This is a genomic window from Nocardia sp. NPDC003693, assembly GCF_053981095.1.
Map to the genome: position 1 here is coordinate 206494 of NZ_JBSFNO010000005.1, position 24210 is coordinate 230703.

General features: G+C 69.4%; 23 protein-coding genes. 12 read left to right on the plus strand and 11 right to left on the minus strand.

Features of this window, described 5'->3' with window-relative positions:
* Positions 1-234: 234 nt before the first annotated feature.
* Positions 235-1635 (minus strand): RNA polymerase sigma factor, encoded by a 1401-nt coding sequence (locus ACWDOP_RS09085; RefSeq protein WP_456344631.1) that lies wholly within the window; start codon positions 1633-1635, stop codon positions 235-237.
* Between the two features lie 149 nt (positions 1636-1784).
* Complete coding sequence (ppgK, locus tag ACWDOP_RS09090) at positions 1785-2543, minus strand: polyphosphate--glucose phosphotransferase (protein ID WP_454201931.1); 759 nt, start codon at positions 2541-2543, stop codon at positions 1785-1787.
* 82 nt (positions 2544-2625) lie between these two features.
* Between ppgK and ACWDOP_RS09095 the strand changes: the two genes are divergently transcribed.
* Positions 2626-3540 (plus strand): inositol monophosphatase family protein, encoded by a 915-nt coding sequence (locus tag ACWDOP_RS09095; RefSeq protein ID WP_456344632.1) that lies wholly within the window; start codon positions 2626-2628, stop codon positions 3538-3540.
* A 93-nt stretch (positions 3541-3633) separates the two neighbouring features.
* Here ACWDOP_RS09095 and cei read toward each other — a convergent pair whose 3' ends face one another.
* A complete protein-coding gene (cei, locus tag ACWDOP_RS09100; RefSeq protein WP_454201933.1) occupies positions 3634-4311 on the minus strand; it encodes an envelope integrity protein Cei in 678 nt (225 codons plus the stop codon).
* Positions 4312-4770: 459 nt separating this feature from the next.
* Between cei and ACWDOP_RS09105 the strand changes: the two genes are divergently transcribed.
* Positions 4771-5073, plus strand: coding sequence for a DUF4193 domain-containing protein (locus tag ACWDOP_RS09105; protein WP_327145210.1), 303 nt, complete (start codon positions 4771-4773; stop codon positions 5071-5073).
* 230 nt (positions 5074-5303) lie between these two features.
* On the opposite strand, the gene ACWDOP_RS09110 is transcribed toward ACWDOP_RS09105, so the two are convergent.
* On the minus strand, positions 5304-5816 hold the full coding sequence (locus ACWDOP_RS09110) for a DUF3093 domain-containing protein (protein WP_454201934.1): 513 nt from the start codon (positions 5814-5816) through the stop codon (positions 5304-5306).
* A 52-nt stretch (positions 5817-5868) separates the two neighbouring features.
* Between ACWDOP_RS09110 and dut the strand changes: the two genes are divergently transcribed.
* Entirely contained in the window at positions 5869-6369 is a 501-nt protein-coding gene (gene dut / locus ACWDOP_RS09115) for a dUTP diphosphatase (RefSeq protein ID WP_354991599.1), read from the plus strand.
* A 2-nt stretch (positions 6370-6371) separates the two neighbouring features.
* Entirely contained in the window at positions 6372-7238 is an 867-nt protein-coding gene (locus ACWDOP_RS09120) for a DUF3710 domain-containing protein (RefSeq protein WP_456344689.1), read from the plus strand.
* A 240-nt stretch (positions 7239-7478) separates the two neighbouring features.
* Here the strand turns inward: ACWDOP_RS09120 and ACWDOP_RS09125 are convergent, their stop codons facing one another.
* Positions 7479-8192 (minus strand): alpha/beta fold hydrolase, encoded by a 714-nt coding sequence (locus tag ACWDOP_RS09125; protein WP_456344633.1) that lies wholly within the window; start codon positions 8190-8192, stop codon positions 7479-7481.
* Between the two features lie 208 nt (positions 8193-8400).
* Between ACWDOP_RS09125 and ACWDOP_RS09130 the strand changes: the two genes are divergently transcribed.
* The 3 genes from ACWDOP_RS09130 (at position 8401) to ACWDOP_RS09140 (ending at position 10499) form a co-directional block, all read left to right on the plus strand.
* Positions 8401-8796 carry an OB-fold nucleic acid binding domain-containing protein gene (locus tag ACWDOP_RS09130; RefSeq protein WP_454201937.1) on the plus strand — a complete coding sequence of 132 codons (396 nt, stop codon included), beginning with the start codon at positions 8401-8403 and terminating at the stop codon, positions 8794-8796.
* Positions 8797-8805: 9 nt separating this feature from the next.
* On the plus strand, positions 8806-9570 hold the full coding sequence (locus ACWDOP_RS09135; RefSeq protein ID WP_456344690.1) for a DUF3159 domain-containing protein: 765 nt from the start codon (positions 8806-8808) through the stop codon (positions 9568-9570).
* 230 nt (positions 9571-9800) lie between these two features.
* Positions 9801-10499 (plus strand): sigma-70 family RNA polymerase sigma factor, encoded by a 699-nt coding sequence (locus ACWDOP_RS09140; RefSeq protein ID WP_454201938.1) that lies wholly within the window; start codon positions 9801-9803, stop codon positions 10497-10499.
* Positions 10500-10513: 14 nt separating this feature from the next.
* Here ACWDOP_RS09140 and ACWDOP_RS09145 read toward each other — a convergent pair whose 3' ends face one another.
* Together ACWDOP_RS09145 and ACWDOP_RS09150 are read right to left on the minus strand one after the other, a co-directional pair.
* A complete protein-coding gene (locus tag ACWDOP_RS09145; RefSeq protein WP_454201939.1) occupies positions 10514-11200 on the minus strand; it encodes a potassium channel family protein in 687 nt (228 codons plus the stop codon).
* A gap of 3 nt (positions 11201-11203) precedes the next feature.
* Positions 11204-11869, minus strand: coding sequence for a potassium channel family protein (locus tag ACWDOP_RS09150; protein ID WP_379000461.1), 666 nt, complete (start codon positions 11867-11869; stop codon positions 11204-11206).
* 255 nt (positions 11870-12124) lie between these two features.
* On the opposite strand from ACWDOP_RS09150, the gene ACWDOP_RS09155 reads away from it, so the two are divergent.
* Together ACWDOP_RS09155 and ACWDOP_RS09160 are read left to right on the plus strand one after the other, a co-directional pair.
* On the plus strand, positions 12125-14119 hold the full coding sequence (locus ACWDOP_RS09155; protein ID WP_456344634.1) for an APC family permease: 1995 nt from the start codon (positions 12125-12127) through the stop codon (positions 14117-14119).
* A complete protein-coding gene (locus ACWDOP_RS09160) occupies positions 14116-15579 on the plus strand; it encodes a class I SAM-dependent RNA methyltransferase (protein ID WP_456344635.1) in 1464 nt (487 codons plus the stop codon). The genes ACWDOP_RS09155 and ACWDOP_RS09160 overlap by 4 nt, the downstream gene beginning before the upstream one ends.
* A 206-nt stretch (positions 15580-15785) precedes the next feature.
* Here ACWDOP_RS09160 and ACWDOP_RS09165 read toward each other — a convergent pair whose 3' ends face one another.
* Entirely contained in the window at positions 15786-16466 is a 681-nt protein-coding gene (locus ACWDOP_RS09165) for an SIMPL domain-containing protein (RefSeq protein WP_456344636.1), read from the minus strand.
* Positions 16467-16735: 269 nt separating this feature from the next.
* On the opposite strand from ACWDOP_RS09165, the gene ACWDOP_RS09170 reads away from it, so the two are divergent.
* Positions 16736-16978: a hypothetical protein gene (locus ACWDOP_RS09170; RefSeq protein ID WP_454201943.1), complete on the plus strand. Its 243-nt coding sequence runs from the start codon at positions 16736-16738 to the stop codon at positions 16976-16978.
* 129 nt (positions 16979-17107) lie between these two features.
* Here ACWDOP_RS09170 and glsA read toward each other — a convergent pair whose 3' ends face one another.
* Positions 17108-18976 carry a glutaminase A gene (gene glsA, locus ACWDOP_RS09175; RefSeq protein ID WP_454201944.1) on the minus strand — a complete coding sequence of 623 codons (1869 nt, stop codon included), beginning with the start codon at positions 18974-18976 and terminating at the stop codon, positions 17108-17110.
* Positions 18977-19120: 144 nt separating this feature from the next.
* On the opposite strand from glsA, the gene dxs reads away from it, so the two are divergent.
* On the plus strand, positions 19121-21094 hold the full coding sequence (dxs, locus tag ACWDOP_RS09180; protein WP_456344637.1) for a 1-deoxy-D-xylulose-5-phosphate synthase: 1974 nt from the start codon (positions 19121-19123) through the stop codon (positions 21092-21094).
* 123 nt (positions 21095-21217) lie between these two features.
* Positions 21218-22036 carry an enoyl-CoA hydratase gene (locus ACWDOP_RS09185; RefSeq protein WP_456344638.1) on the plus strand — a complete coding sequence of 273 codons (819 nt, stop codon included), beginning with the start codon at positions 21218-21220 and terminating at the stop codon, positions 22034-22036.
* A 114-nt stretch (positions 22037-22150) separates the two neighbouring features.
* Here the strand turns inward: ACWDOP_RS09185 and ACWDOP_RS09190 are convergent, their stop codons facing one another.
* Positions 22151-23407 carry an HRDC domain-containing protein gene (locus ACWDOP_RS09190; protein WP_454201947.1) on the minus strand — a complete coding sequence of 419 codons (1257 nt, stop codon included), beginning with the start codon at positions 23405-23407 and terminating at the stop codon, positions 22151-22153.
* 165 nt (positions 23408-23572) lie between these two features.
* The gene (locus ACWDOP_RS09195; protein ID WP_456344639.1) at positions 23573-24199 is read right to left on the minus strand and encodes a DUF3000 domain-containing protein; all 627 of its coding nucleotides are present in this window, start codon (positions 24197-24199) and stop codon (positions 23573-23575) included.
* Between the last annotated feature and the right edge of the window lie 11 nt (positions 24200-24210).

Below are 24210 nucleotides of genomic sequence, written 5' to 3' on the forward strand. Positions count from 1 at the left end.
TTTCTCGTCCGCTGTAACCCTTTGGTATGACATGGAATTGGACCGCGGTGTGGTATCCGCCCGGCTTCGGATGCCCGAATTCCGTTCCAGCCCTCCATTTCCGAACGCGACCATTCGCGCAGACGCAAGTCCGCCAGCCGGTTCGCGACCGTATCAACGCGGAACAGCCATCCCCGAAAATCGGAATGGGCCGCCGAGCTACAGCTCGGCGGCCCATTCCGTGGGATCGAGAATTTAATCCAGGTAATCCCGCAGCACCTGGGAGCGGCTCGGGTGGCGGAGCTTGCTCATCGTCTTCGACTCGATCTGGCGGATCCGCTCGCGAGTCACGCCGTAGACCTGGCCGATCTCGTCCAGGGTGCGGGGCTGGCCGTCGGTCAGGCCGAAGCGTAGGCGGACCACGCCGGCCTCGCGCTCGGAGAGGGTCTCCAGGACCGACTGCAGCTGATCCTGCAGCAGGGTGAAGCTCACCGCGTCGACCGCGACAACCGCCTCGGAATCCTCGATGAAGTCACCGAGCTGCGAGTCACCCTCGTCACCGATGGTCTGATCCAGGGAGATGGGCTCACGCGCGTACTGCTGGATCTCCAGCACCTTCTCCGGCGTGATGTCCATTTCCTTGGCGAGCTCTTCGGGCGTGGGCTCGCGGCCCAGGTCCTGCAGCAGCTCGCGCTGGATACGGCCGAGCTTGTTGATGACCTCGACCATGTGCACCGGGATACGGATGGTGCGGGCCTGGTCGGCCATCGCGCGGGTGATGGCCTGGCGGATCCACCACGTCGCGTAGGTCGAGAACTTGTAGCCCTTGGTGTAGTCGAACTTCTCGACCGCGCGGATCAGACCGAGGTTGCCTTCCTGGATCAGATCCAGGAACGCCATGCCGCGGCCGGTGTAGCGCTTGGCCAGCGACACCACGAGCCGGAGGTTCGCCTCGAGCAGGTGGTTCTTGGCGCGGTTGCCGTCACGCATGATCCACTGCAGATCGCGCCGCAGCTGAACGGTGAGCTTCTCACCCTTCTCGGCGAACTCGCGCAGCTTCTCGGTGGCGTAGAGCCCGGCCTCGATGCGCTTGGCGAGCTCGACCTCCTCCTCGGCGTTGAGCAGCGCGACCTTGCCGATCTGCTTCAGGTACGCGCGGACCGAGTCGGCCGAGGCCGTCAGCTCGGCATCCTTGCGGGCCTGGCGCAGGGCCTCGGATTCCTCCTCGTCCCAGACGAAGTCGCCGGAGGCCTTGTCCTTCTCGGAGGGCTCCTCGGCCTCTTCGGCCTCGGGGCTGTCGCCCTCCTCTGCCTCCTCGGCCTCGTCCTCGACGACCTCGTCGACCAGATCGGTCTCGTCGACCTCCAGGTCGCCGAGATCATCGAGCTCGACCGACTCGTCGTCGGAGATCTCGATCGGTTCGCCGTCGGGCCCGACCTCGGCCTTCTTGGCGCCGGCCTTCTTCGGAGCAGCCTTGGCGGCCTTGGCGGGAGCCTTCTTGGCAGCGACCTTCTTGGCGGCGGCCTTCTTGGCCGCCACCTTCTTGGCCGGAGCTTTCTTGGCGGCAGCCTTCTTGACCGGCCGTGCTGCGGTGGAATCTGCGGAGTCGGCTTCGTCAGCCGATTCGGCGGTCTCTCGGGTATTCGTGGCTACCACGTACGCCCTTTCGTGACGGTCTCGTGCGGCGTCACGCCAGAGTGGTGATCCGGCGGAGCGGTCTGTCGGGGGATACCGGCGCGAGTGCCGGGTTGGTTTTACCGGCTTGCCGCCGGTCTTGTTCCATTGTAACGATCGAACCAGGCTGCTTACGGTGCGATACCGCTAGACACAGCCATCGCGGCTCCGACAATGCCCGCGGTGTTCTTCAGATCCGCCGCCACAACGGGAGTTCTGTTGGTGAGCAAGGGAATCCATTCGTGGTGGTCACGACTGATGCCGCCACCGGCCACGAACACGTTCGGCCAGAAGAGGTTTTCCAGCGTCACCAGCACCTTACTGACTTCGGCGGCCCATTCCGGGTAGCTCAGCCCCTGGCGATCCTTGATCGAGGCCGCCGCCCGGTGCTCGGCCTCGCGCCCGTCGACCTCGATGTGGCCGAGTTCGCTGTTGGGCACGAGCACCCCGTTGTACATGATCGCGGACCCGATGCCGGTCCCGAAGGTCAGCAACACGACCAGCCCGTGCAGATCCTTGGCCGCGCCGTAGGTGTCCTCGGCGAGCCCGGCCGCGTCGGCGTCGTTGAGGACGGTGACCTCCCGCCCGCCCAGCGCCGTGCTGAACAGCGCCCGCGCGTCGACCCCGATCCAGGTCTTGTCGATATTGGCGGCGCTGCGCACGAGCCCGCCGATCACCACGCTCGGCATGGTGATACCGACCGGGCCGTCCCAGCCGGCCTGCGCGACGACCTTGGCCACCGTCTCGGCCACCGCCGCGGGCGTGGCGGGCTGCGGGGTCGCGACCTTGATTCGTTCCTGGACCAGTTCCCCGGTAGCCAGGTCCACCGCCGCGCCTTTGACACCGCTGCCACCGATGTCGATCCCGAACGCGTGGCCCCGCTTGGACATGACGAACTCCCCGTTCTCCCGGCTGGATGAGCTGTGGCGTGCACGACAAGCCTAATGCGCGGTGTGCCGGATCTGTGCTGCGATGGGAATCGTGCCGGAATCCGATATCACCTCCACCGCATCGAACACCACCTCGACCGCCGCCGTGGCCGACATCGCCGAACTACGCCGCGTAGCGGTACATCTCGCGCAAACCGCCGCCGCGCACGTGCGCACGCGCCGCCCCCAGGTCTTCGAATCGGGAGCGGTCGCCGGAGACGCCGTGCAATCCAAGAGCACACCCACCGACCCGGTCACCGTCGTCGACACCGAGACCGAGCACCTGGTGCGCCGGCTGGTCGCCGAACTGCGCCCCGGCGACCACGTGGTCGGCGAGGAGGACGGCGGCACACTGCTGGCCGATCCCGACGCCGTGCAGTGGGTGGTCGACCCCATCGACGGCACCGTCAACTTCGTCTACGGCATCCCCGCCTACTCGGTCTCGGTGGCCGCGGTGCGCGGCGGCCGCTCGGTGGCAGGGGCGGTGGCCGACGTGGCGGCCGGGGTCACCTACAGCGCCGGGCTCGGGCAGGGCGCGCATCGCACCGGCCCGGACGCCTCGCAGATTCCCTTGCACTGCAATCGGATTGCGGAGGTCTCGCTGGCGCTGGTGGCGACCGGATTCGGGTACGGCACCGCGCGCCGCGCCCGGCAGGGCGAACTGCTGGCCCAGTTGCTCCCGCACATCCGTGACATCCGCCGGGTGGGTTCGGCCGCGCTGGACCTGTGCATGGTCGCCGAGGGCCGCGTGGACGCGCACTACGAGCACGGCTTGAACCTGTGGGACTGGGCCGCCGGCGCGCTCATCGCCGCCGAGGCCGGCGCCACGCTCATCCTGCCCGCGCCGGGCACCGGGGGAGCGGCGGGTGAACTGGTGGTCGCGGCCGCGCCGGGCATCGCCGACGAACTGAGCGGTCTGCTCGACAAGCTCGGTGTCACGGCCCCTATCCCGCAGTAGGACAGCCCGGTTGACAGAACGCGAATCGCCGCGCCCACCATGGGCGCGGCGATCGGTGTGTGGCGTTCGACCGGGCAGGTCAGCGGCCGTGCGTCAGCACTTGGCGTGCCGGGCCGCCGACAGCAGTTTCGAGTCGATCGCCGGAGCGGTGCCCGCCGGCGCGTTCTTCAGGGCCCGCAGCACCTCCTCGGCATCGGTGCTCGGCCGCAGATCACGGAAGAGCGATCCGAGGACGAAATCCACCGTGTCGTCCGCGCGGGAGTCCTCGATGAGTTCCGCGCACGGCGCGACCAACTGCACCGCCGCGGCGGCCGGGCGGCCGCTCACGCCGAAGCGAATCTGGCCGGTGCACTCCAGATCTCCGTTGACGTAGACCGGGTCGTTGCCCACCTGCACGTCCGGCGCGCTCGCGAAACCGAGGTCGCCGAGCCCGGCCGCGACGTGCGCCGCCTGCCCGCGCTGCCCGTTCGCGTTGAACACGCGCACCTTGGACTGCGACAGCGGCACCGGCTCCACGTCGCGCAGGAACCCCTGTCCCTGGCGCGTGCCCATCGGAACCGGGGCCGGAGCGCTGGTACTGGACGCCGGGCTGGGTGAATTGCACGACATCGCAGCCTGATCCGATTCGGTCGTCGTCAGCGCGCGAAACCACACCACGACGGAGATCAGAGCGATGACACCCACCATGGCTGCCCACGGCTCCCAGCGTCGCCGGATGAATTGCCGCCCCTTGGGGTCGGTCGAGTTGCCTTGGGTGATCAGTGAAACCACGGACATCACTCTACGAACACGAAGGGTCCGGTGCGCGCAAGGCACCGGTAAGCCGCCCTACTTCTCGGCAAGTCGGCCGGATCGTGATCCGGGCGCGAGAAGATCACGGCAGCGGTGAGCCAGGTCTCGGACCGTTCCCCCGGTGATGACGATTACCCCTCAGTTTCGAATCACGCGTGTTTTGATTGCGACTTTTGGGCCGGGGTCCGCTATTGTCTGGCGGCCCAGATCGTATCGCCCGGGTTGAATCGGGGGTTCGATTTCGGGAACAACAAGGGCATGTCCTGCGTTGACCGAGCGCGATCCGGTGCGGATCAGGAGCATCCGGCCCGATCGGTGACCGGTGTACGTGTGGCGTACACCACGGGCGGGGCGGCGAAGGCCGGTTCGGTTCCCTCGGGAGCCGGGACGGTGGGAGCCGGTCCGGGATCTACGGAGTAAGGACGAGGGGAAGACGACATGGCAACCGACTATGACGCACCACGGCGTAGTGAAACCGACGAAGTGTCGGAGGACTCGCTGGAGGAGCTGAAGGCTCGTCGCAACGAGGCGGCATCCGCCGTCGTGGATATCGACGAATCCGATACCGCGGAGTCGTTCGAGCTTCCCGGCGCGGATCTGTCCGAGGAGGTGCTCTCGGTCCGGGTCATCCCGAAGCAGGCCGACGAGTTCACCTGCTCGAGCTGCTTCCTGGTGCACCACCGCAGCCGTCTCGCCAGCGAGGCGAGCGGGCAGCTGATTTGCATGGACTGCGCGGCCTGAGTACTTCTGCCGAACAGCCCTGAGCAGGAAGTTCCGTCTGCCCGCGCTCGGTCCACCGAGCGCGGCCAGTTTCAGCCCGGGTAACAACGAGCGCTGGCCGGTACTGGCCGGCGCTCGACACAACGCACACATCCGGATTCGTTTCGGGTCGATGAAACGCTGCCCCGTCAGGCAGCGTTTTTTGGCGTTGTGCGGGGGTATTTCTCGGCGTTGTGCGGGGTGTCGCCGACTCAGCTCGCGTTCTCGATACCGAGCGCGGCCAGCACCCGCTCCGGACGGCGCGTGCTCACCAGCCAGTACGGCGTCGGGTCGTCCGGATCGTCGAGCACCAGCAGCACCAGCGACCCGATCCACGCGCGATGCTGCACGTAGGCGGCCGGATCGAGCTGACGACCCAGCGCCGCGCTCTTCGCGCTGCCGGGCACACTCGCGCCGCGCGCGACGAAGGTGGCGGGCAGATGCGCGCGATCGACACGCAGTTCCGGCGTGCCCGCGGCGTCGCGAACCACCTCCACCCGATGCCGGGACAGCCACAGCAGCACCCACACCGGAATCGGGAACAGCAGCACGTACGGCAGCCAGGCCCGGATTCCCGGTGCGCCCATGTGGATTTCGGCGGCCAGCAGGCCGGTGATCGCCAACCCGACGGGCCACCACCACAGGGGCACCCAGAGGCGCTCGGAGTAGAGCGGAACGCTCCGCTGCTCGGTTTCGGTACTCACCTGAGGGGACTGGTCGGACACGACATCAGACTAGGTCAATGAGTTGGACGCCGAACGCGTAGGCTCGGCCCACGTGACCGGTATTCCGACTGTTCCCCTGCTGCGGCTCGATCCCAGCATGCCCGTACCGACGCGCGCCCACGAGGGCGACGCGGGCGTGGACCTGTGCACCACCGAGGACGTCATCATCGAACCGGGAGAACGGGTGCTCGTCGGCACCGGGCTCGCGGTGGCGCTCCCGATGGGCACCGTCGGGCTGATCCATCCCCGTTCGGGGCTGGCGGCCAAGGCGGGTCTGTCCGTCGTCAACACCCCCGGCACGGTCGATGCCGGGTACCGGGGCGAGATCAAGGTGTGTCTGATCAATCACGATCCGCGCACACCCATCGAGCTCCGGCGGGGTGACCGCATCGCGCAGTTGCTGGTGCAGCGGGTGGAACTGGTGGAATTCGTGGAAGTGGACTCGCTCGACGACACCGAGCGCGGCGCAGGAGGATACGGATCGAGCGGTGGGCACGCGAGCCTGACCGCGGGATCCGGTGGGGTGGGCCAGGTGGCCGGTAAGGAGGCATGACGATGTTCGGGAAGAAGAAGCGCAGCGGTGAGCCGGAGGATTCCGGTCAGTACGACGACGAGTACTACGACGAGTACGACGACGCCGAATACTCCGATGACACCGACGAGTTCGAGACGCAGGGCTACGCCGAGCCCGAGCCCGAACCCGCGTACGAGGCGCCGGAGCGTGATGACCGCACCGGCCCCTACAACTACGACGATGTCGTCGATCGCCTCGCCACCGTGGCCGAGCAGCGCCTGGACCTGGGATCGGTCATCGTGCCGGTGCCGCCGGGCGGGCAGCTGCAGGTCGAGATGACCCCGGACGGCACCCCGCAGGCGGTGCACCTGGCCACCGAGCACGGCCGCATCACGGTCGCCGCCTACGCCGCACCCAAGTCGGCCGGTCAATGGCGTTCGGTGGCAGCCGATCTCGCCGAGACCCTGCGCAAGGACGGCGCCCAGGTGTCGGTGCAGAACGGCCCGTGGGGCCGGGAGCTGCACGCGGTCACCGAGGGCGCGGACCTGCGCTTCATCGGCGTGGACGGCTACCGCTGGATGGTTCGCCTGGTCGCGGCCGGCCCGTCGGGCGCCGCGGTCGACGGCGCGCCGCTGGTCACCGCGGCCCGCGCGATCATGAGCGAGACCGTGGTCAGACGCGGGGACGAGCCGCTGCCCGTGCGCGAGCCGCTGCCGGTGGTCCTACCCCAGGAGCTCGCCGATCAGCTCGCCGCGGCCCATCAGCAGCAGCTGGCCGCCCAGCAGCAGGCGATGGCGGCCCAGCTGGCCGCCATGAACGGCGGCCCGCAGCCGATCCCGACCGCGGCCCCCCAGGAGCCGCGCCGCGGCGCCGAGGGCTCGGCGATGCAGCAGCTCGGCCTGAACTAGGTAGCTGCCCGGAACACGGCGGGTTCACGAACGGTCTTCGCATCCAACAGATGCGAAGACCGTTCGCCTGTCATGAGATTCGGCACACCGAGCGCCGGGCGTGGCGCGACATCGGTTCGCCACACCGCGGCGGTTGTGGGTCACCCGAACTGGTGCGGCCGGACCTGCCGAGGCGGCAAGACGGTCGCCGGTCACCGAGGGGTGCAGGGTCGCGCGGAATTCGTTGCGGGCTCGGGGTGGTCAGCGGGACGCGACGCGGGGGAGCAGTCCTGCGACGCCGCGGGCGCCGAGAATCGCGGGGTCCGCGCCCAATTCGTCCAGGGTGATCCGGTGCAGATGGGCGTCGGGGATCAGGGCGGCCCAGCGTTCGGCCACGGCGATCGGGTGCACGGGATCGTCGACCGCGCCCACGATGTGCACCGGCGCGGTGATCGAGGCGAGCAGGCCGGGTTCGGGCCACGCGTACGAGGCCGCTTCCTCCAGGGCCGCGGGCAGATCCGGCCACTGGGAGCGCCAGGAGCGGGTCAGGGCCTCGGCCAGCCAGGCGGGGCTCGAGGCGCGCATGCGCTCGATCATCGCGTCGAGGCCGTCGGCGCGGAGCTGGGCCGCGGTGGCCGCGGCGCTCAGGGCCGCGGGGCAGCCGGTGGTGTCCGCGCCGGTCCAGGCGGGCAGGGCCGCGACCACGCCGTATGTGGATTCGGGGTGCCGGGCCGCCCAGTCCACCGCGACCGCCGCACCCAGGGAGATCCCCGCGATCAGAACCGGGCCCGACCGCGCCGCGGTGTCCAGGGCCGCGTGATAGCTCTCGATCACGCGCAGCGGGTCGGGATCCACCGCGACGCAGGGCACACCGGCTGCGGTGCAGGCGGATTCGAAGGCGCGACGGGCGAAGTGGGCGTCGGAGCCGGTTCCGGGCAGGGCGACGGCGACCGCCGGAATGGAGAGATCGGGCACCGGGCGAGCGTACTGCGACGGGCGCGCGTGGCGAGGGGAGGCTCTCACCTCTACAGTGGCGGTGTACGGCCACAGCCGGTTGTGTGGGCGGTGCTGCGAGAACGTCGTCGGCCACAAGCAGTTGGCGGCAGCAGCGGCCCATCGGGTGTGTGGCAAGAACGAACGACGTGCGACCCACGCCGTGTTGCTCTACAGGAGAGCGTGCGAGATGCCATCCACGGGTGGGAAGGACACCCCGTCAGGCTATTTCCGGCGACTGAGCCGGAGACTGACGGCGGACCTGGATCATTTGGATGCCGAAGAGCTCGCCGAGACGTCCGAAGCGTCCGGCGCGTGTCAGGCATCGCAGTGCAGGCGCGGCGAAGAGGTCACCATGCTCGGGCGGCTGCGCAGCGTCGAAGCCTGTCCGAAGTCCGCGGGCGCGGAATTCTCGGCCGAGTTCTTCGACGGCACCGACAGTGTGTCGCTGGTCTTCATCGGCCGGCGTCGCATCCCCGGTCTCGAGCCGGGGCGACGTATTCTGGTCCGCGGCCGCGTCGGTGAACGACGCGACGGCGGCAAGGTCATCTACAACCCCTACTACGAACTCCGTGGGAATTCCTGACGCATGTCGATACCGACCAGCAGCAACGACGAGGGCCGTAGGCCCACCGAGACCCGGAGGCCGCTGGAGGATCGCGGCGCGTACTCCGAGCCGGGCGCCGAGCTTCTCGAAGCCGACCGCGCCGCGGTGGAGGCCGAGGAGGAACGCGAGGCCGAGACCCAGCAGACGCTGCTCGAGCAGCTCGGCGGTTTCAGCGGCCTGATCTACTCCTCGCTGCCGGTGCTGGTGTTCGTGCCGGTGAACTCCCTGCGCGGGCTGGGGCCCGCGCTGTGGGCCGCGATGGGTGTGGCCATCGCGATTCTGATCTGGCGTCTGGTGCGCAAGGACCCGATCCAGCCGGCGATCTCCGGCTTCCTGGGCGTCGGCGTGTGTGCGTTCATCGCCTGGCGCATGGGTGAGGCCAAGGGCTTCTTCCTGTTCGGCATCTACGCCAGCCTGGTGTACGGCGGCGCGTTCCTGCTGTCCCTGGTGGTGCGCTGGCCGCTGGCGGGTGTCATCTGGGGTGTGCTGAACGGGCACGGCAGCGACTGGCGTTCCGACCGCCGCGCGATGCGCCTGTACGACCTGGCCACCGCGGTCTGGGCCGTGGTGTTCGGCGCCCGCTACCTGGTGCAGAACCACCTCTACGCCTCCGACAGCACCGGTCTGCTGGCCGTGGCGCGCCTGGCCATGGGCTGGCCGCTGACCGCGGTCGCGCTGGTGGTGACGGTGTGGGCGGTGCGCAAGGCGGGTCATCTGCCGGTCGCCTCCGCCAGAGCCGCCACCCGCGACTGATTTCCCGGGCGCGATCGCCCACGCACCACCTATCCGCTGTTCACGACCTCGCAGGGGCCGTTCGAGTATCGAGCTCGAACGGCCCTTATCGCGCTATGTGCCCACCGCGCAACACCTTCGGTAACGGTTAGGGGTGGGGAGGGGGTGCCCACCCCACCCCTGGGGTACCTATTTCGGCGGCGCCGATCATCGCAGGATCGTTGTGAGACGAACGGCGAAAGGATCGCGGAGTGATTACCGACGGCAAGGCAGTGGCAGCGCAGGACCGTAGCGAGGGGCGCGGTGCGGCGGTGCAGGCGACAGCCTCGCGCCGGCATTCGGCGGGGCGGGGTACCGGCAAGAACAACAGTGCGGCGACCTCGGAATCGCGGCGCGCGGCAGCGGAATTGGAGAAGCTGATCGGTCCCGCCGCGAGCGGTGACAAGCACGCGGTCTCCGACATCCTCAAGATCGTGTACCCGCTGGTGCGCCGCTACTGCGCGGCCCGCATGGGCGGCGGCGGTCACCTGCACGTGACGGCCGACGACGTGGCCCAGGAGATCTGCATGGCGACCGTGCAGGCCATCCCGCGCTACCGGGATCAGGGCAAGTCGTTCCTGGCCTTCGTGTACGGGATCTCGGCCAACAAGGTCGCCGACGCGTTCCGGCGGGCGCAGGTGCACCCGGCCTACCCGGTGGCGGAGTTCCCGGACGAGCCGGGCCACGAGGCCGGCCCCGAGGAGCGCGCGCTGCAGTCCGAAACCCGCGCCGCCACACGCGAACTCATGAAGGTGCTCGCGCCGACCCACCGCGAGGTGCTGGTCATGCGCATCGTGCTGGGCTGGACCGCGGCCGAGACGGCCGAGGCGATCGGCACCAGCCCGGGCGTGGTGCGGGTCATGCAGCACCGCGCGCTGAACAAGCTGCGCGCCGAACTGAAGGTCGCCTAGTGCCGGGGCCGTTCTCAGGCCACGCCGAGATTGTTGTCGAACCCGTTGACGCCGAGGGCTTTGCGTAGCTCGTCCTCGGCTTCCACGGACGTGACGAACAGCAGTTCGTCCTCGCCCTCGAGCGAGTCGTCGGCCTGCGGGACGATGACCCGGCCGCCACGCAGAATGGTGACCAGCGCGGCATCGCGCGGCAGCTTCAGCATGCGAACGGCCTTGCCCGCCAAGGGCGTATCGGTGGGCAGTGTGATCTCCACCAGATTGGCCTGACCCTGGCGCAGGGTCATGAGCCGCACCAGATCACCGACCGACACCGCCTCCTCGACCAGTGAGGCGAGCAGGCGCGGGGTGGACACGGCCACGTCCACGCCCCACGAGGTGTCGAAGAGCCATTCGTTGCGCGGATCGTTGACCCGCGCCACCACCCGGCCCACGCCGAACTCGGTCTTGGCCAGCAGGCTGAAGACCAGATTCACCTTGTCGTCGCCGGTGGCGGCGATGACCACGTCGTAGGTTTCCAGGCCCGCCTCTTCGAGCGTCTCGAGCTCACAGGCGTCGGCGTGCGTCCAGACCGCGGCGGGCGCGCTGGTGGGATCGATGTGATCGAGGCGGCGCTCCAGCAGCATGACCTGGTGGCCGCCGCGCAATAGCTCCTGGGCGATGGATCGGCCGACGGCGCCGGCGCCCGCAATGGCTACCTTCATTGCTCAGTCCTCGCTCGCGGGGGGATTTCCGGCCAGGGCGACGGCCTCGCCGACGGTCCCCGAGGTGGCGGCGATGTAGACGGTGTCATCGGCCTGCAGCATGGTCTTGGCGTTGGGCAGCATGCCCTGTCCGAAGCGGATCAGGAACGCCACGCGCGCGCCGATGGTGTTCTCCAGCGAATGGACCGTGCGCCCGTACCACTCCTCGTGCAGGGTGAGTTCGGTGACAGCGACGGTGCCGGTGGGATCGCGCCAGGTGGTGGTGGACTGATCGGCCACCAGGTTGCGCAGGAAGCGGTCGGTGGTCCACGGCACGGTGGCGATGGTCGGAATGCCGAGGCGCTCGTAGACGGCGGCGCGCTTGGCGTCGTAGATGCGGGCCACGACGCGTTCGACGCCGAAGGTCTCGCGGGCCACGCGGGCGGAGATGATGTTGGAGTTGTCGCCGGAGGACACCGCGGCGAAGGCTCCGGCGCGTTCGATTCCGGCCCGGGTCAGCACGTCCCGATCGAAGCCGACGCCGGTGATGCACAGTCCCGGGAAATCGCGGCCCAGGCGCAGGAAGGCACTGGAGTTCTGATCGATCACCGCGACTTCGTGGCCGATGCGGACCAGGGCGCGTGCGAGCGAGGAGCCCACCCGTCCACACCCCATGATCACTACGTACACCGTGCTGTCCCCATTTCCGAAACCGTGGTGTGCGGTCTGGTTGCTTGTCCGGGTCGCAACCGTACCGCTCTAGTTTTCCCGAGCCTTTTTCCCCCTCCGATCGGTATTCAAACCGGAGCCGGGAAAAGCTCACAGCGTCTGCCCCCGCTGTCGCAGCCACGTCGGTGCTTGTATCCGGTAGCAAGCGTACGGCCGCGAGGTGAACCCGTCGCGCCGTGGACGCGACCGCGCTCGCGCTCCCCTATGCTCGCAAAAGTGTCGAAGTTGACGACGGCCGCCAAACGCATGCTGGTTGGCCGCCCCTTCCGTAGTGATTCGCTGGGTCACACCCTGCTACCCAAGCGAATCGCGCTGCCCGTGTTCGCCTCCGACGCGCTGTCCTCGGTGGCCTACGCGCCGGAGGAGATCTTCCTGATGCTGTCGGTGGGCGGACTGTCCGCCTACGTGTACGCGCCATGGGTGGGTGTGGCGGTGGTGCTGGTGATGGCCGTCGTGGTCGCCAGCTATCGGCAGAATGTGCACGCCTATCCCTCCGGCGGCGGCGATTACGAGGTCGCCACCAAGAATCTGGGTCCGACGGCGGGTTTGACGGTCGGCAGCGCGTTGCTGGTCGATTACGTGCTCACCGTCGCGGTGTCCATTTCCTCGGCGGCGTCGAATATCGGTTCGGCGGTGCCGTTCGTCTCCACGCACAAGGTGTTGTTCGCGGTCGCGGCGATCGCGATTCTGACCGCGTTGAATCTGCGCGGCGTCCGGGAATCGGGCACCGCGTTCGCGATTCCCACCTACGCCTTCATGATCGGCATGTTCGTCATGCTCATCTGGGGTTTCACCCGGATCGGTCTCGGGCAGGAGGTGCACGCGGAGTCGTACGGATTCGAGCTGAAGGCCGAGCACGACCAATTGTTCGGTATCGCGCTGGTGTTCCTGATCGCGCGCGCGTTCTCCTCGGGGTGTGCGGCCCTGACGGGTGTGGAGGCCATCAGCAACGGCGTTCCCGCGTTCCGCAAGCCCAAGTCCCGCAATGCCGCGACCACGCTGCTGCTGCTGGGCACGATCTCCATCACGCTGCTGATGGCCATGATCGTGCTGGCCCAGGAGGTCGGCATCGTCTACGCGCACGACACCAGCCAGCTGGGCGGCGCGCCCGAGGGCTACGAGCAGAAGACGTTGGTCGCGCAGCTGGCCGGTGCGGTGTTCAGCGGTTTTCCGGCCGGGTTCTACTTCATGACGATCGTCACCGCGCTGATCCTCGTGCTCGCGGCCAACACCGCGTTCAACGGCTTCCCGGTGCTGGGTTCGATCCTGGCGCAGGATCGTTTCCTGCCCCGCCAGCTGCACACCCGCGGTGATCGCCTGGCGTTCAGCAACGGCATCATCTTCCTGGCCGGCGCCGCGGTGGCGTTCGTGGTCATGTTCGGGGCCGAGGTCACCAAGCTGATCCAGCTCTACATCGTGGGCGTGTTCGTCTCGTTCGTGCTGAGCCAGACCGGCATGCTGCGGCACTGGACGCGGCTGCTGCGCACCGAGACCGATCCGGCGCAGCGCGCGCGGATGAAGCGCTCGCGGGTGATCAACGCGATCGGCCTGACCATGACCGCGACCGTGCTGGTGATCGTGCTGATCACCAAGTTCCTGGCGGGCGCGTGGATCGCCATCGTGACCATGGCCGCCATCTTCGGCATCATGAAACTCATTCGCCGGCACTACGACACGGTCTCGCTCGAGCTGGAGGCCTCGGAGTCGGAATGGGACGGGGTGCTGCCGAGCCGGACGCATTCCATCGTGCTGGTGTCCAAGCTGCACATGCCCACCCGGCGGGCGCTGGCGTACGCCCGGGCCGGGCGGCCCGACACGCTCGAGGCGATCACCGTCAACGTCGACGAACCCGACACCCGCACCCTCGTGCGGGATTGGGAGCGCAGCGATATCTCGGTGCCGCTCAAGGTGATCGAGTCCCCGTATCGCGAAATCACCAAGCCGGTGGTCGATTACGTCAAACGGGTGCGCAAGGACGCCCCGCGTGATGTGGTGACCGTGTTCATCCCCGAATACGTGGTCGGTCACTGGTGGGAGCAGCTGTTGCACAATCAGAGCGCGTTGCGGCTCAAGGGCCGGTTGCTGTTCGAGCCGGGCGTGATGGTGACGAGCGTGCCGTGGCAGCTCAGTTCCTCGGCGAACGCCGGGCGGCGCACGCACATCGTCAACGCGCCCGGTTCGGTGCGGCGTGGTTTCGGGGACGAGTCGTGAGTTCGGGAACCGATTGGCGCGGAACGACGGTCGAGGTCCGGCTCGGCGCGCCGGGGCACGGTGGTTTCTGCGTGGCGCGGCACGAGGGCCGGGTGCTGTTCGTGCGGCACGGCCTGCCCGGTGAGCTGGTGCGCGCGGTCGTCACCGAGGATCGCGGCGGGTCGTTCTGCCGGGCCGACGCGATCGAGATCCTGGAGGCTTCGGCCGATCGGGTCGATCCCACCTGCCCGGTCTCGGGTCCCGGTGGTGCGGGCTGCTGCGATTTCACCCACGCCACCCCCGCCGCCCAGCGCGGGCTCAAGCACAGCGTGGTCGCCGAACAGCTGTTGCGGCTCGCGGCCTGGGAGCCGGAGTTCGAGGTCGAGGTGATTCCCGCGCCGGTGCGCGGGGTGTCGGCGCCGCTGGGAAGCGGTGCGGGCGGCACGGTGCCGGCTGCTGTCGCGCCCGCCGCGGGCGGGGAATTCGAGGCTGCACGGTCGGTGGCGCTCGGCGTGTCCGCGGGTTTCCGGCCGGCGGCGAGTGGCACACCTGCCGGTGTGGCTCCGACCTCGGCCGGTGGCTGGCGCTCGCGGGTGCGACTCGTGGTCGATGCCCAGGGCCGGGCGGGCGTGCACCGGTACCGCAGTACCGACGTGATTCCCGACCTGCGCTGCCCCCAGCCCATGGCCGGGGCGATGGAGGGCATCGCCGAGCGCACGTGGAAGCCGGGCGCGGACCTCGTGGTCGCCGTGGACGGTGACGGCGTGCGGCATCTGCTGGAGCTGTCCCCGGTGGTGCAGTCGGGCCGGAGCAGGCGCGGCGGCAACGGTTTCCGGCGCGGCAGCGACCGCAACAGCACGGTCGCCCGCCGGGCGGCCGCGCACAGCCCGCGCGTGGAGAAGGTGTTCGACGGCACCGGCCGCGCCGCGCAGTACGTGGCGGGCCGCCGCTGGGAACTCTCGGCCACCGGCTTCTGGCAGCCGCATGTCGGTGCCGCGCAATGCTATTCGGATGTGGTGGCGGAGTGGTCCGACGCCGCCCCCGGCGCCCTGACCTGGGATCTGTACTGCGGCGTGGGCGTTTTCGCGGCTCGCCTGGCCGGTCAGGTCGGTCCCGAGGGCGGCGTGCACGGCGTCGAGTTCGCCCGCACCGCCGTCACCGAGGGCAAATCCGCCCTGCGCGACCTGCCCTGGGTGGACCTGCGCGCCGAACGCGTGGAGCAGTGGATTGTGGAGCAGCCGCCGACCGCCCCCGACGTGGTCGTTCTGGACCCGCCCCGCGCGGGCGCGGGCAAGGAGGTCATCACCGCCCTGACCGAGCGCACCCCCCGCCGCATCATCCACATCGGTTGCGACCCCGCCTCGTTCGCCCGCGACCTGGGCCTGTACCGCAATGCGGGCTACCAGCCCGCCGCCCTGCGCGTCTTCGACGCCTTTCCCGGCACCCACCACGTGGAGTGCATCGCGCTACTGGAGCGCTGAGGCCGAGCCGCCGCCTTCGCATCTCGATCGCCCAGGCGCGTGCCGCCTGGGCGGAGAACCGTTCGCGCGAGCCGAATGGTCTCGCCGGCAACGGAAGTGCGCTCGTTACCGCCGGTGGGCGAGGTCGGGCGTGCTCCGCATCCCGTCGCATCGGGCGATGCGGCATCACGCCCATCGCTCCGCACGGCGGGCTCGAGCCGAATGCGTCAGCCGAGCTGCCAGGTCACCCGGACCGAGGCCGACAGCTCGCTCTCACCGAGCTCGACCGGGATCGCGCCGGCGTCCATCGGGGCGGACTTGGCGGCGAAGGCGATGCGCGGCGCGGGAAGTGATGCGCCCGAGGTGTTCTCGGTGATCTCGAGCACCGGGCCGAGGGTGCGCCCCGCCCGTGCGGCGTACTGTTCGGCCTTCGCGCGGGCGTGCTCCCAGGCCGCGTCGCGGGCCCGGGTCAGCAGGCTCTCCTCGTCGGCGACGCCGAGCGTGAGCCCGCCCAGCCGCACCTCGTCCCCGCCCGCGTCGACGGCGTGCGCGATGATCGCCTCGGGCCCGGGTTGCGCGGGTTTCTCCTCCGCCTCGATGTCGCGCAGCACGACGGTCAGCGAGGTGCTCGCCACGTATCCCACGACCTGCTCGCGATTGGCCTCGGTCCACACGGTCTCGGTGCGTACCGACAAACCGCTGGTCGAGACGTCGCGCGCGGGCACGCCGTCGCCGCGCAGCGACCGAATCAGCGCGTCGGCGCGCGCCCCGGCCCCGGCGTAGGCGGCGGCCACGGTGTCGGCCTTCTTCTCCACCGAGATGCTCACCCGCATGAGATCCGGTGTGGCGCTCGCACTTCCGGCGCCGAACGTGGTGATGGTGCCGGTCTCGCTCGCACTGCTGGTCACGACGTCCTCCTAGATCGGTTCCGGGGGCACACCGATGCTACCGACGCCCGCCGATTCACCCGGCCCGCCGCGCGTCGCGAGCCCGATCCGGCCCGGCTCTCCGCCCCCCGCCGTCCACGTCCGCAAGTGGCACCAGCGAGTGAACAAGCGTACTCTCCACCTATCGCGGTAGGTGCGTTTACAGTGGATACAAAGGGGTTCCAGGGTATGAGATCTCATTTTTTCGGTGAACAAGCGTACGTCGAATCGGCGGTTCGGGGGGCGGTCCGATGAGCGCCTTCGGCGAACTCGTCCAGGAACTCGCGCGGGCGGGGCGCCGCAGCGGCCGCCGGCTGTCCCGCGTCCGCGTCGACGCGACCCAGCGCACGGTCCTCGAGGTCCAGGACCTGCTCTCGGAGAGCCGCGACATCGTCTTCGGCGCGATCCGTGCCAAGACCGACGACCTGCGCGCCAGGACCGACGACATCCGGATCAAGACCGAAGACCTGGCCGCCCGCAAGAAGCGCTACTGATCGCTGCCCGGGCCGCCGCGCAGCACCTGCGGGTCGGCGGCCCGGTCCGAGCGTATCGGTGAATTCCCGTCCGAGACCAGGCCGTTCGTCCCGTCCGGGCGAAATTGGCGGGTCGGGTCAGCCGCCCGGTCAGGCCCCGCCGTGGGCCGCCAGCGCCCGCACCGCCGCGTCCGTCTGTGAATACGCCGCCGTCGCCAGGCGTTCCAGCAGCGCCAGCTTCACCTCGGGAGCCTGACTGGTGAGCCGATCGAACTTCTCCGGGGACAGCACGGCCAGGCGAACCGTGGTCTCGGCGTAGATGTCGTTGCTGAAGTGCACGCCGGTCAGCAGGGAGATCTCGCCGAACGACATGCCGGGGGAGAGGGTGATCAGGCGGTGGCGGCGACCGGCGTTGTCCTCGAACGTGATCCGCACCCGCCCGTCCAGAATGAGGAACAGGCCGGCGCGGGGACTGTCGCGGGCGATCACCAGTTCGCCGCGCGCGATCGTGCGGATCTCGAATTCCCTTGCCAGCCGCACACATTCGTCGTCCGGCAGCTCGGCCATCGCCGGATGCTCCTCGACCCGCAGTGCGGCGGGCGCGGTGTATCCGGGCGGCCGGTGCCTGTCGAGCACGAGCTGCTCGCACCATTCGGTGGCGCTGTCCCGGTCCACGAACACCCGCCCCACCGGATCGGCCGGATCCAGGCTCGAGGACATGTGCCCGAGCTTGGCGTCCGGATCCACCAGCGCCACACGGCATCCCGCCGCCGCCAGCTCGGCCTGCACGTCGGCGAGCATGCGCGCGGCGATATCGCTGACGTCGCCGACCTCGCGCAGATCCAGCACCAGCGCCTCCAGGTCCCCGGGCAGCTGTTCCACCGCGCGCACGGTGGATTCCGCGCCCGCGAACAGCAGGTCGCCGGCCAGTTCGACGATGCGCACCCGGTCGCCGTGGGCGCGCAGCAGCTCCAGCTCCTCGGGATCGCGCCGCAGTCGCGAGGGCGCCTCGGCCACCGAATAGGAGGCTCGAATCGCGGTGTGCGCGCCGCGGGTGACGTGCAGGAAGTGCAGGCCGAGTCGATGCGACAGTTCGCGGCACGCCTTGACCCCGCGCACGCTGCTGCCGTGCTCGTCCAGTCGCGGCGAGTACACCGCGATGCCGAGCTGTCCCGGCAGCACGGCCAGAATCCCGCCGCCCACGCCGCTTTTCGCGGGCAGCCCGACCGTGGTGACCCAGTCCCCGGCGGCGTCGTACATGCCGCAGGTGGTCATGACGCTGAGAACTTGCTCGACGAGCGGGGCGACCAGCGCGCGTTCGTGGGTCAGCGGATGCACGCCGTTGTTGGCCAGTGTCGCGGCCATGAGTGCGAGATCACGGCAGGTGACGTCGAGTGAACACTGCCGGAAGTATCGATCGACCGCTTCGTCCGGATCGCCGTCCACAATCCCGACTCCGCGCAACAGATATCCGATGGCCCGATTGCGAAATCCGGTGCGCGCTTCCGAGGCGTACACGGCCTCGTTGAGTTTCAGTTCGCGCCCCGCGAATCGGCCGTAGCTGCGTTGTATCCGAGCGAACCGGTCGGCCGGGTCACGACCCTCCACGAGCGACGCCGCGGTGATCGCGCCCGCGTTGATCATCGGGTTGCGCGGGCGCTGTGTCCTGGGGTCCAGACTGATTTCGTTGAACGGTTCTCCGGTGGGTTCCACGTCGATACGCTGGGCCACCGCCGCTGGTCCGCGGTCCGCGAGGGCCAGTGCGTAGGTGAACGGTTTCGAGATCGATTGAATGGTGAACGGGGTGTGCACATCCCCGCTCCCGTACACCTGACCGTCGGCGGTTGCCAGGCAGATGCCGAACGAATCGGGTTGCACCGCCGCGAGTTCCGGGATGTAGTCGGCGAGTTCTCCGGAGGTGTCGGTCCGGCAGAGTTCGTATACCTCGTCGATGAGCCGGGCAACCACCCCGGGGGCGGCCGAAACCGGATTTCCTGCGGTCGAATCGGAGTGGACCACGTGGCCACTGTATCCGGGTAATGTGTGTGGAGCCTCACATCCGAAGTGGATGTCGCAGGTGGCGTTCAGTTCCTGACTTAGCGGGCCGGTCGCGGCTCCGTAGACTGTTGCAAACACAGGAGACATCCGGAGGGAGCAATAGCCGTGGGAGTGCTTTCCCGGGTCGACATGCCCGAGGACCTGCGCCGGCTGTCGGTATCAGAGCTGCGTGAGTTGGCCGAGGAGATTCGTGAGTTCCTGGTGCGGAAGGTCGCCGTCACCGGCGGGCACCTGGGTCCGAACCTCGGCGTCGTAGAGCTGACCATCGCGCTGCACCGGATCTTCGACTCGCCTGCCGACCCCATCATCTTCGACACCGGTCATCAGTCGTACGTCCACAAGATCCTGACCGGTCGCAAGGACGGGTTCGACACCCTGCGCAAGGAGGGCGGCCTGTCGGGCTACCCGTGCCGGGCCGAGAGCGCGCACGACTGGGTGGAGTCCTCGCACGCCTCGGCGTCGCTGTCCTACGCGGACGGCCTGGCCAAGGCGTTCGCGCTGACCCGGCAGAAGCGCAGTGTGGTCGCGGTCGTCGGCGACGGCGCGCTCACCGGCGGCATGTGCTGGGAGGCGCTGAACAACATCGCCGCCGGGCAGGACCGCTCGGTGGTGATCGTGGTCAACGACAACGGCCGCTCCTACGCCCCGACCATCGGCGGCCTGGCCGACCGGCTCAGCGCCCTGCGCATGCAGCCGGCCTACGAGCAGGCCCTGGACGCGACCAAGCGGATCGTGCAGTCGATTCCCGGTGTGGGTGATTCGGCCTATTCGATGCTGCACGCGCTCAAGACCGGTATCAAGGACGCGGTCGCCCCGCAGGAGCTGTTCGGCGATATCGGCCTGAAGTACGTGGGCCCGGTCGACGGCCACGACACGGTGGCGCTCGAGGCGGCGCTGCGGCGCGCCAAGGATTTCGGCGGCCCGGTGGTCGTGCACGTGGTGACCCAGAAGGGCCGCGGCTACAAGCCCGCCGAGGATCACGTCGCCGATCAGATGCACGCGATCAGCCGCATCGATCCCGAGACCGGTGAGCCGGTGGGCGGTTCGTCCGCGCCGAGCTGGACCTCGATCTTCTCCAAGGAGCTGATCGCGCAGGCCGAGCAGCGCGACGACATCGTCGCCATCACCGCCGCCATGCCCGGCCCGACGGGATTGTCGGCCTTCGGAAAGCGCTTCCCGGAGCGCATGTTCGACGTCGGCATCGCCGAGCAGCACGCGATGACCTCCGCCGCCGGCATGGCCCTGGGCGGTCTGCACCCGGTGGTCGCGATCTACTCCACGTTCTTGAACCGCGCCTTCGATCAGCTGCTCATGGATGTCTCGCTGCTGAACCTGCCGGTGACCCTGGTCCTGGACCGCGCGGGCATCACCGGTGACGACGGCGCCAGTCACAACGGCATGTGGGATCTGTCCGTGCTGGGCATCATTCCGAACATCCGGGTGGCCGCCCCGCGCGACGGCGCGACCCTGCGCGAGGAACTGGGCGAGGCGCTGCACATCGGCGACGGCCCCACCGCGATCCGCTTCCCCAAGGGCAGTGTCGTGGAGGACATCGCCGCGGTGGAGCGCCTGGACGGGCTGGACGTGCTGCGCGTGCCCGAGCTGCTGGACGGCGATTCGGCGCAGTCGGTGCGCGGCGATGTGCTGATCGTGGCCGTCGGCGCGTTCGCGGGTCTGGGCCTGCAGGTCGCCGATCAGCTGGAGGCCGACGGTGTTTCGGTCACCGTCGTGGATCCGCGCTGGGTGCTGCCGGTCAACGACGCCCTGGTGAAGATGGCCGAGAACTACCGCCTGGTGGTGACGCTGGAGGACAGCGGCCTGCACGGCGGCATCGGCTGTACCGTGTCGGCGGCGCTGCGCGCGGCGGGTGTGGACATCCCGGCCCGCGATATCGGTGTGCCGCAGCAGTTCCTGGATCACGCCTCGCGTGCGCGGGTGCATCAGGATCTGGGCCTGACCCCGGACGACGTGACCCAGCGGATCAGCGGCTGGCTCGGCGGCAACGCCACGGTCGAGCTCGATCAGGTCGGCGCCGATCCGGTGCTGGTCATCGAGCCCGAGCGGGCGCTCGCGGAATAGGCCGGCACCGGCGGCTTTTCGCGTATCGGCCGCCGGTATAGCACCGGCGGCTTTCCCGGACGCGGTGATCGCGATCGCGTAGATTCTGGAACAGGTTTCAGTTTTCTGGTTCAGGAGTTGCGTATGTCGGAAGTCGAGTCACCGTTCGTGCTCGTCGAGAAGCCGCGACCGGGCATCGCCCTGGTCACCCTCAACCGTCCCGACCGCATGAACGCCATGGCCTTCGACGTCATGGTGCCGCTGCGCGAGACGCTCGAGGCGGTGGCCGCGGACAACGAGGTGCGGGTCGTGGTGCTCACCGGCGCCGGGGCCGGCTTCTGCTCGGGCGCGGATCTGCAGCACGCGGGTCGCGTCCCGGGCGTGGAGGGACTGACCAGGACCTCGATCGCGCGCCGGTCGATGGATCTGCTCAACAACGTCATGCTCACCATCCGGCGGATGCATCAGCCGGTCATCAGCGCCATCAACGGCGCGGCCATCGGCGGCGGGTTCTGCCTGGCGGTCGGCACCGACGTACGGATCGCCGCGGACGACGCGTACTTCCGCGCGGCGGGCATCAACAACGGGCTGACCTCGGCCGAACTGGGCATCAGCTATCTGCTGCCGCGCGTGGTCGGCACCACGCGGGCCTTCGAGATCATGCTCACCGGGCGGGACGTGGACGCCGCCGAGGCCGAGCGCATCGGGCTGGTGTCGCGGGTCGTGCCCGCGGACAAACTGCTGGAGAGCTGCTACGACACCGCGGAGCAGATGATTCGCTGGAGCCGGGTCGGCACCGAGCTGACCAAGCGCATGCTGTGGAGTGGGCTGGAGGCGAGCAGCTTCGAATCGCATATGCAGCACGAGGGCACCGCGCAGCTGTACGTCCGCCTGACCACGGAGAATTTCGACGAGGCCATTCGCGCTCGCCGTGACCGCCGCCCACCGATCTTCGAGGACTGAACAAGGGCCGCTCGGGTCGTCCCGGTGTGCGCGTCTGGATCTCTACCGTCCGGTATGGATTTCGGCCTGGAACACGCCGGGAACGGTTCAGCCGACCGGGGGTGCGGGTCCGGGTTAGGAAGCCTGATCTTTCGCGGGGTAGAGCGCCCCGGCCAATCTCGGGACCGATAGCTCGCGCTGCCAGTCCCGCGCGCCGCCCGCCAGCAGGAAGTCGTCGATGAGCACCGGCGCGTCGCCGTTGGTGGCGGTGCGCGGTAGCCCGTCCCAGCACATGCGGCGCAGCAGGTCCGGGGTCAGCAGGTTCTCGACCGGCACGGACACCTCGGTGGACAGTTCGGTCATGGCCGCGCGGGCGCGCTGCAGGCGGGCGGCGGCGGCCGGGTCGCGGCGTTCCCAGCGATTGACCGGCGGCGGCCCGTCGAACGGCTGGGTCAGCGGCGGCAGTTCGTTGTCGGGCAGGGCCCGGGCGCGCTCGACCGCGCCGAGCCATTCGCGCGAGTAGCGGCGCTGGCGCGGCCCGCCGTACACCGGCAGCGTGCGCAGTTGCGCGATCGACTTGGGCTCGCTGGTGGCCGCGGCGACGATGGCCGAATCGGGCAGGATGCGCGCGGGGGCGACGTCGCGGGAGCGGGCGAGCCGATCGCGGGTGGTCCACAGTTCGCGCACGATGGCCAGTTGCCGGGTGCGGCGCAGGGTGTGGATGCCCGAGGTGCGCCGCCAGCGATCCGATTTCGGCGCGGACGGCTCGGCGAGCCGGACGTGTTCGAATTCCTGTGCGGCCCAGTCTGTTTTGCCCTGTTCTTCCAGTTCGGCGGCGACCGCGTCGCGTAGCTCGAGCAGCAGTTCGACGTCCAGGGCGGCGTAGTTGAGCCATTCGTCCGGGAGCGGGCGCGTCGACCAGTCGGCCGCGCCGTGGCCCTTGCGCAGTTCGCGTCCCAGCAGGCGCTCCACCATGGCCGCGAGCCCGACGCGTTCGTAGCCGGCGAGCCGGCCGCCGAGTTCGGTGTCGAACAGCCGCGCCGGGTACAGCCCGAGCTCGGCGAGCCCGGGCAGGTCCTGGTCGGCCGAGTGCAGCACCCATTCGAGCCCGTTGATGGCCTCGGCCAGCGGTGTCAGGTCGCCGTCGACCGGAATCGGGTCGATGAGGAAGGAGCCCGCTCCGGCGCGTCGCAGCTGGATCAGATAGGCGCGATTGGAGTAGCGGAAGCCGGACGCGCGTTCGGCGTCGACGGCCAGCGGACCGGTGCCCGCGGCGATCCGGGCGGCGGCCGCGGCGATGGCGGAGGCAGTGTCCAGTACCGGTGGTACACCGTCCGCGGGCGCGAGCAAGGGGACCGCTGCGGTGGCTTCGGGCTCTTCTGGTACGGACATGGTCTTGAACTCTACGTGTAGGACAGGGGCGGCCTGCGTCACGTCGAGTAAACGTCGGACCGCGACACGGCGCCGGGCTGCTCGGAATAGTAGTTGCCCGGCGCCGATTTGGTTGCGGTACAGCTGCTCCCGGACGCGCCACGCCGGGACCGGGCGCGAGTGCGCTCAGTCCGTGTCGTCGGCGTGCCCGACGTCGAGCCGGGTGACGCCCGCGGGCGGCAGCCCGGCGGCGTAGGCGAGCACCTCGCCGAAGGCTTCCACGTGCGGTCGCATCAGCGAGTCGCCGACCGTCCAGGACGCGCGGACCTCGAGCTGATGCGCGCGCGGCGGTCCGGCGATGTCGCCGTAGCGCACCGAGCTGGTCGCGGTGACCGTGCCGCCGAGCGCGGTGAACGGGGTGCGCGACTCGAGCGCGTCGACCAGCCAGCTCCACGCCACCTCGGGTAGCAGCGGGTCGGCGGCGAGCGCGGAGTCGATGTCGGCCTGGATGTAGGCGACCAGCCGGTACACCCCGTGCCAGGCTTCCTGCCCGTTCGGGTCGTGCAGCAGGATCAGGCGGCCGAAGGCGTCGCCGTCGGAGTCGACCGGCACCACGTTGGTGTCCGGGCGGGTCACCTCGGCGCCCAGGGCGTACGAGTAGGGGGCCAGGCGCTGCGGCGGCCGGATCGGTGCCAGCTCGATCCTGGGGTGAACGGTTGCGGTTCCCATCGCATCGACCGCGGCGCGGAACCCTGTGGGTTCTTCTGGCTCCGGGGTCGGTGCGGCGCCGTCGCGGAAGTCGAGCGGTGTCACGTATGAGGACG

Coding starts and splice junctions, on each gene's coding strand:
- ACWDOP_RS09185 (WP_456344638.1), top strand. CDS start 21,218: ATGTCGGAAGTCGAGTCACCGTTCGTGCTCGTCGAGAAGCCGCGACCG.
- ACWDOP_RS09170 (WP_454201943.1), top strand. CDS start 16,736: ATGAGCGCCTTCGGCGAACTCGTCCAGGAACTCGCGCGGGCGGGGCGC.
- ACWDOP_RS09120 (WP_456344689.1), top strand. CDS start 6,372: ATGTTCGGGAAGAAGAAGCGCAGCGGTGAGCCGGAGGATTCCGGTCAG.
- ACWDOP_RS09130 (WP_454201937.1), top strand. CDS start 8,401: ATGCCATCCACGGGTGGGAAGGACACCCCGTCAGGCTATTTCCGGCGA.
- ppgK (WP_454201931.1), bottom strand. CDS start 2,543: ATGTCCAAGCGGGGCCACGCGTTCGGGATCGACATCGGTGGCAGCGGT.
- ACWDOP_RS09105 (WP_327145210.1), top strand. CDS start 4,771: ATGGCAACCGACTATGACGCACCACGGCGTAGTGAAACCGACGAAGTG.
- ACWDOP_RS09095 (WP_456344632.1), top strand. CDS start 2,626: ATGGGAATCGTGCCGGAATCCGATATCACCTCCACCGCATCGAACACC.
- ACWDOP_RS09190 (WP_454201947.1), bottom strand. CDS start 23,407: ATGTCCGTACCAGAAGAGCCCGAAGCCACCGCAGCGGTCCCCTTGCTC.
- ACWDOP_RS09145 (WP_454201939.1), bottom strand. CDS start 11,200: ATGAAGGTAGCCATTGCGGGCGCCGGCGCCGTCGGCCGATCCATCGCC.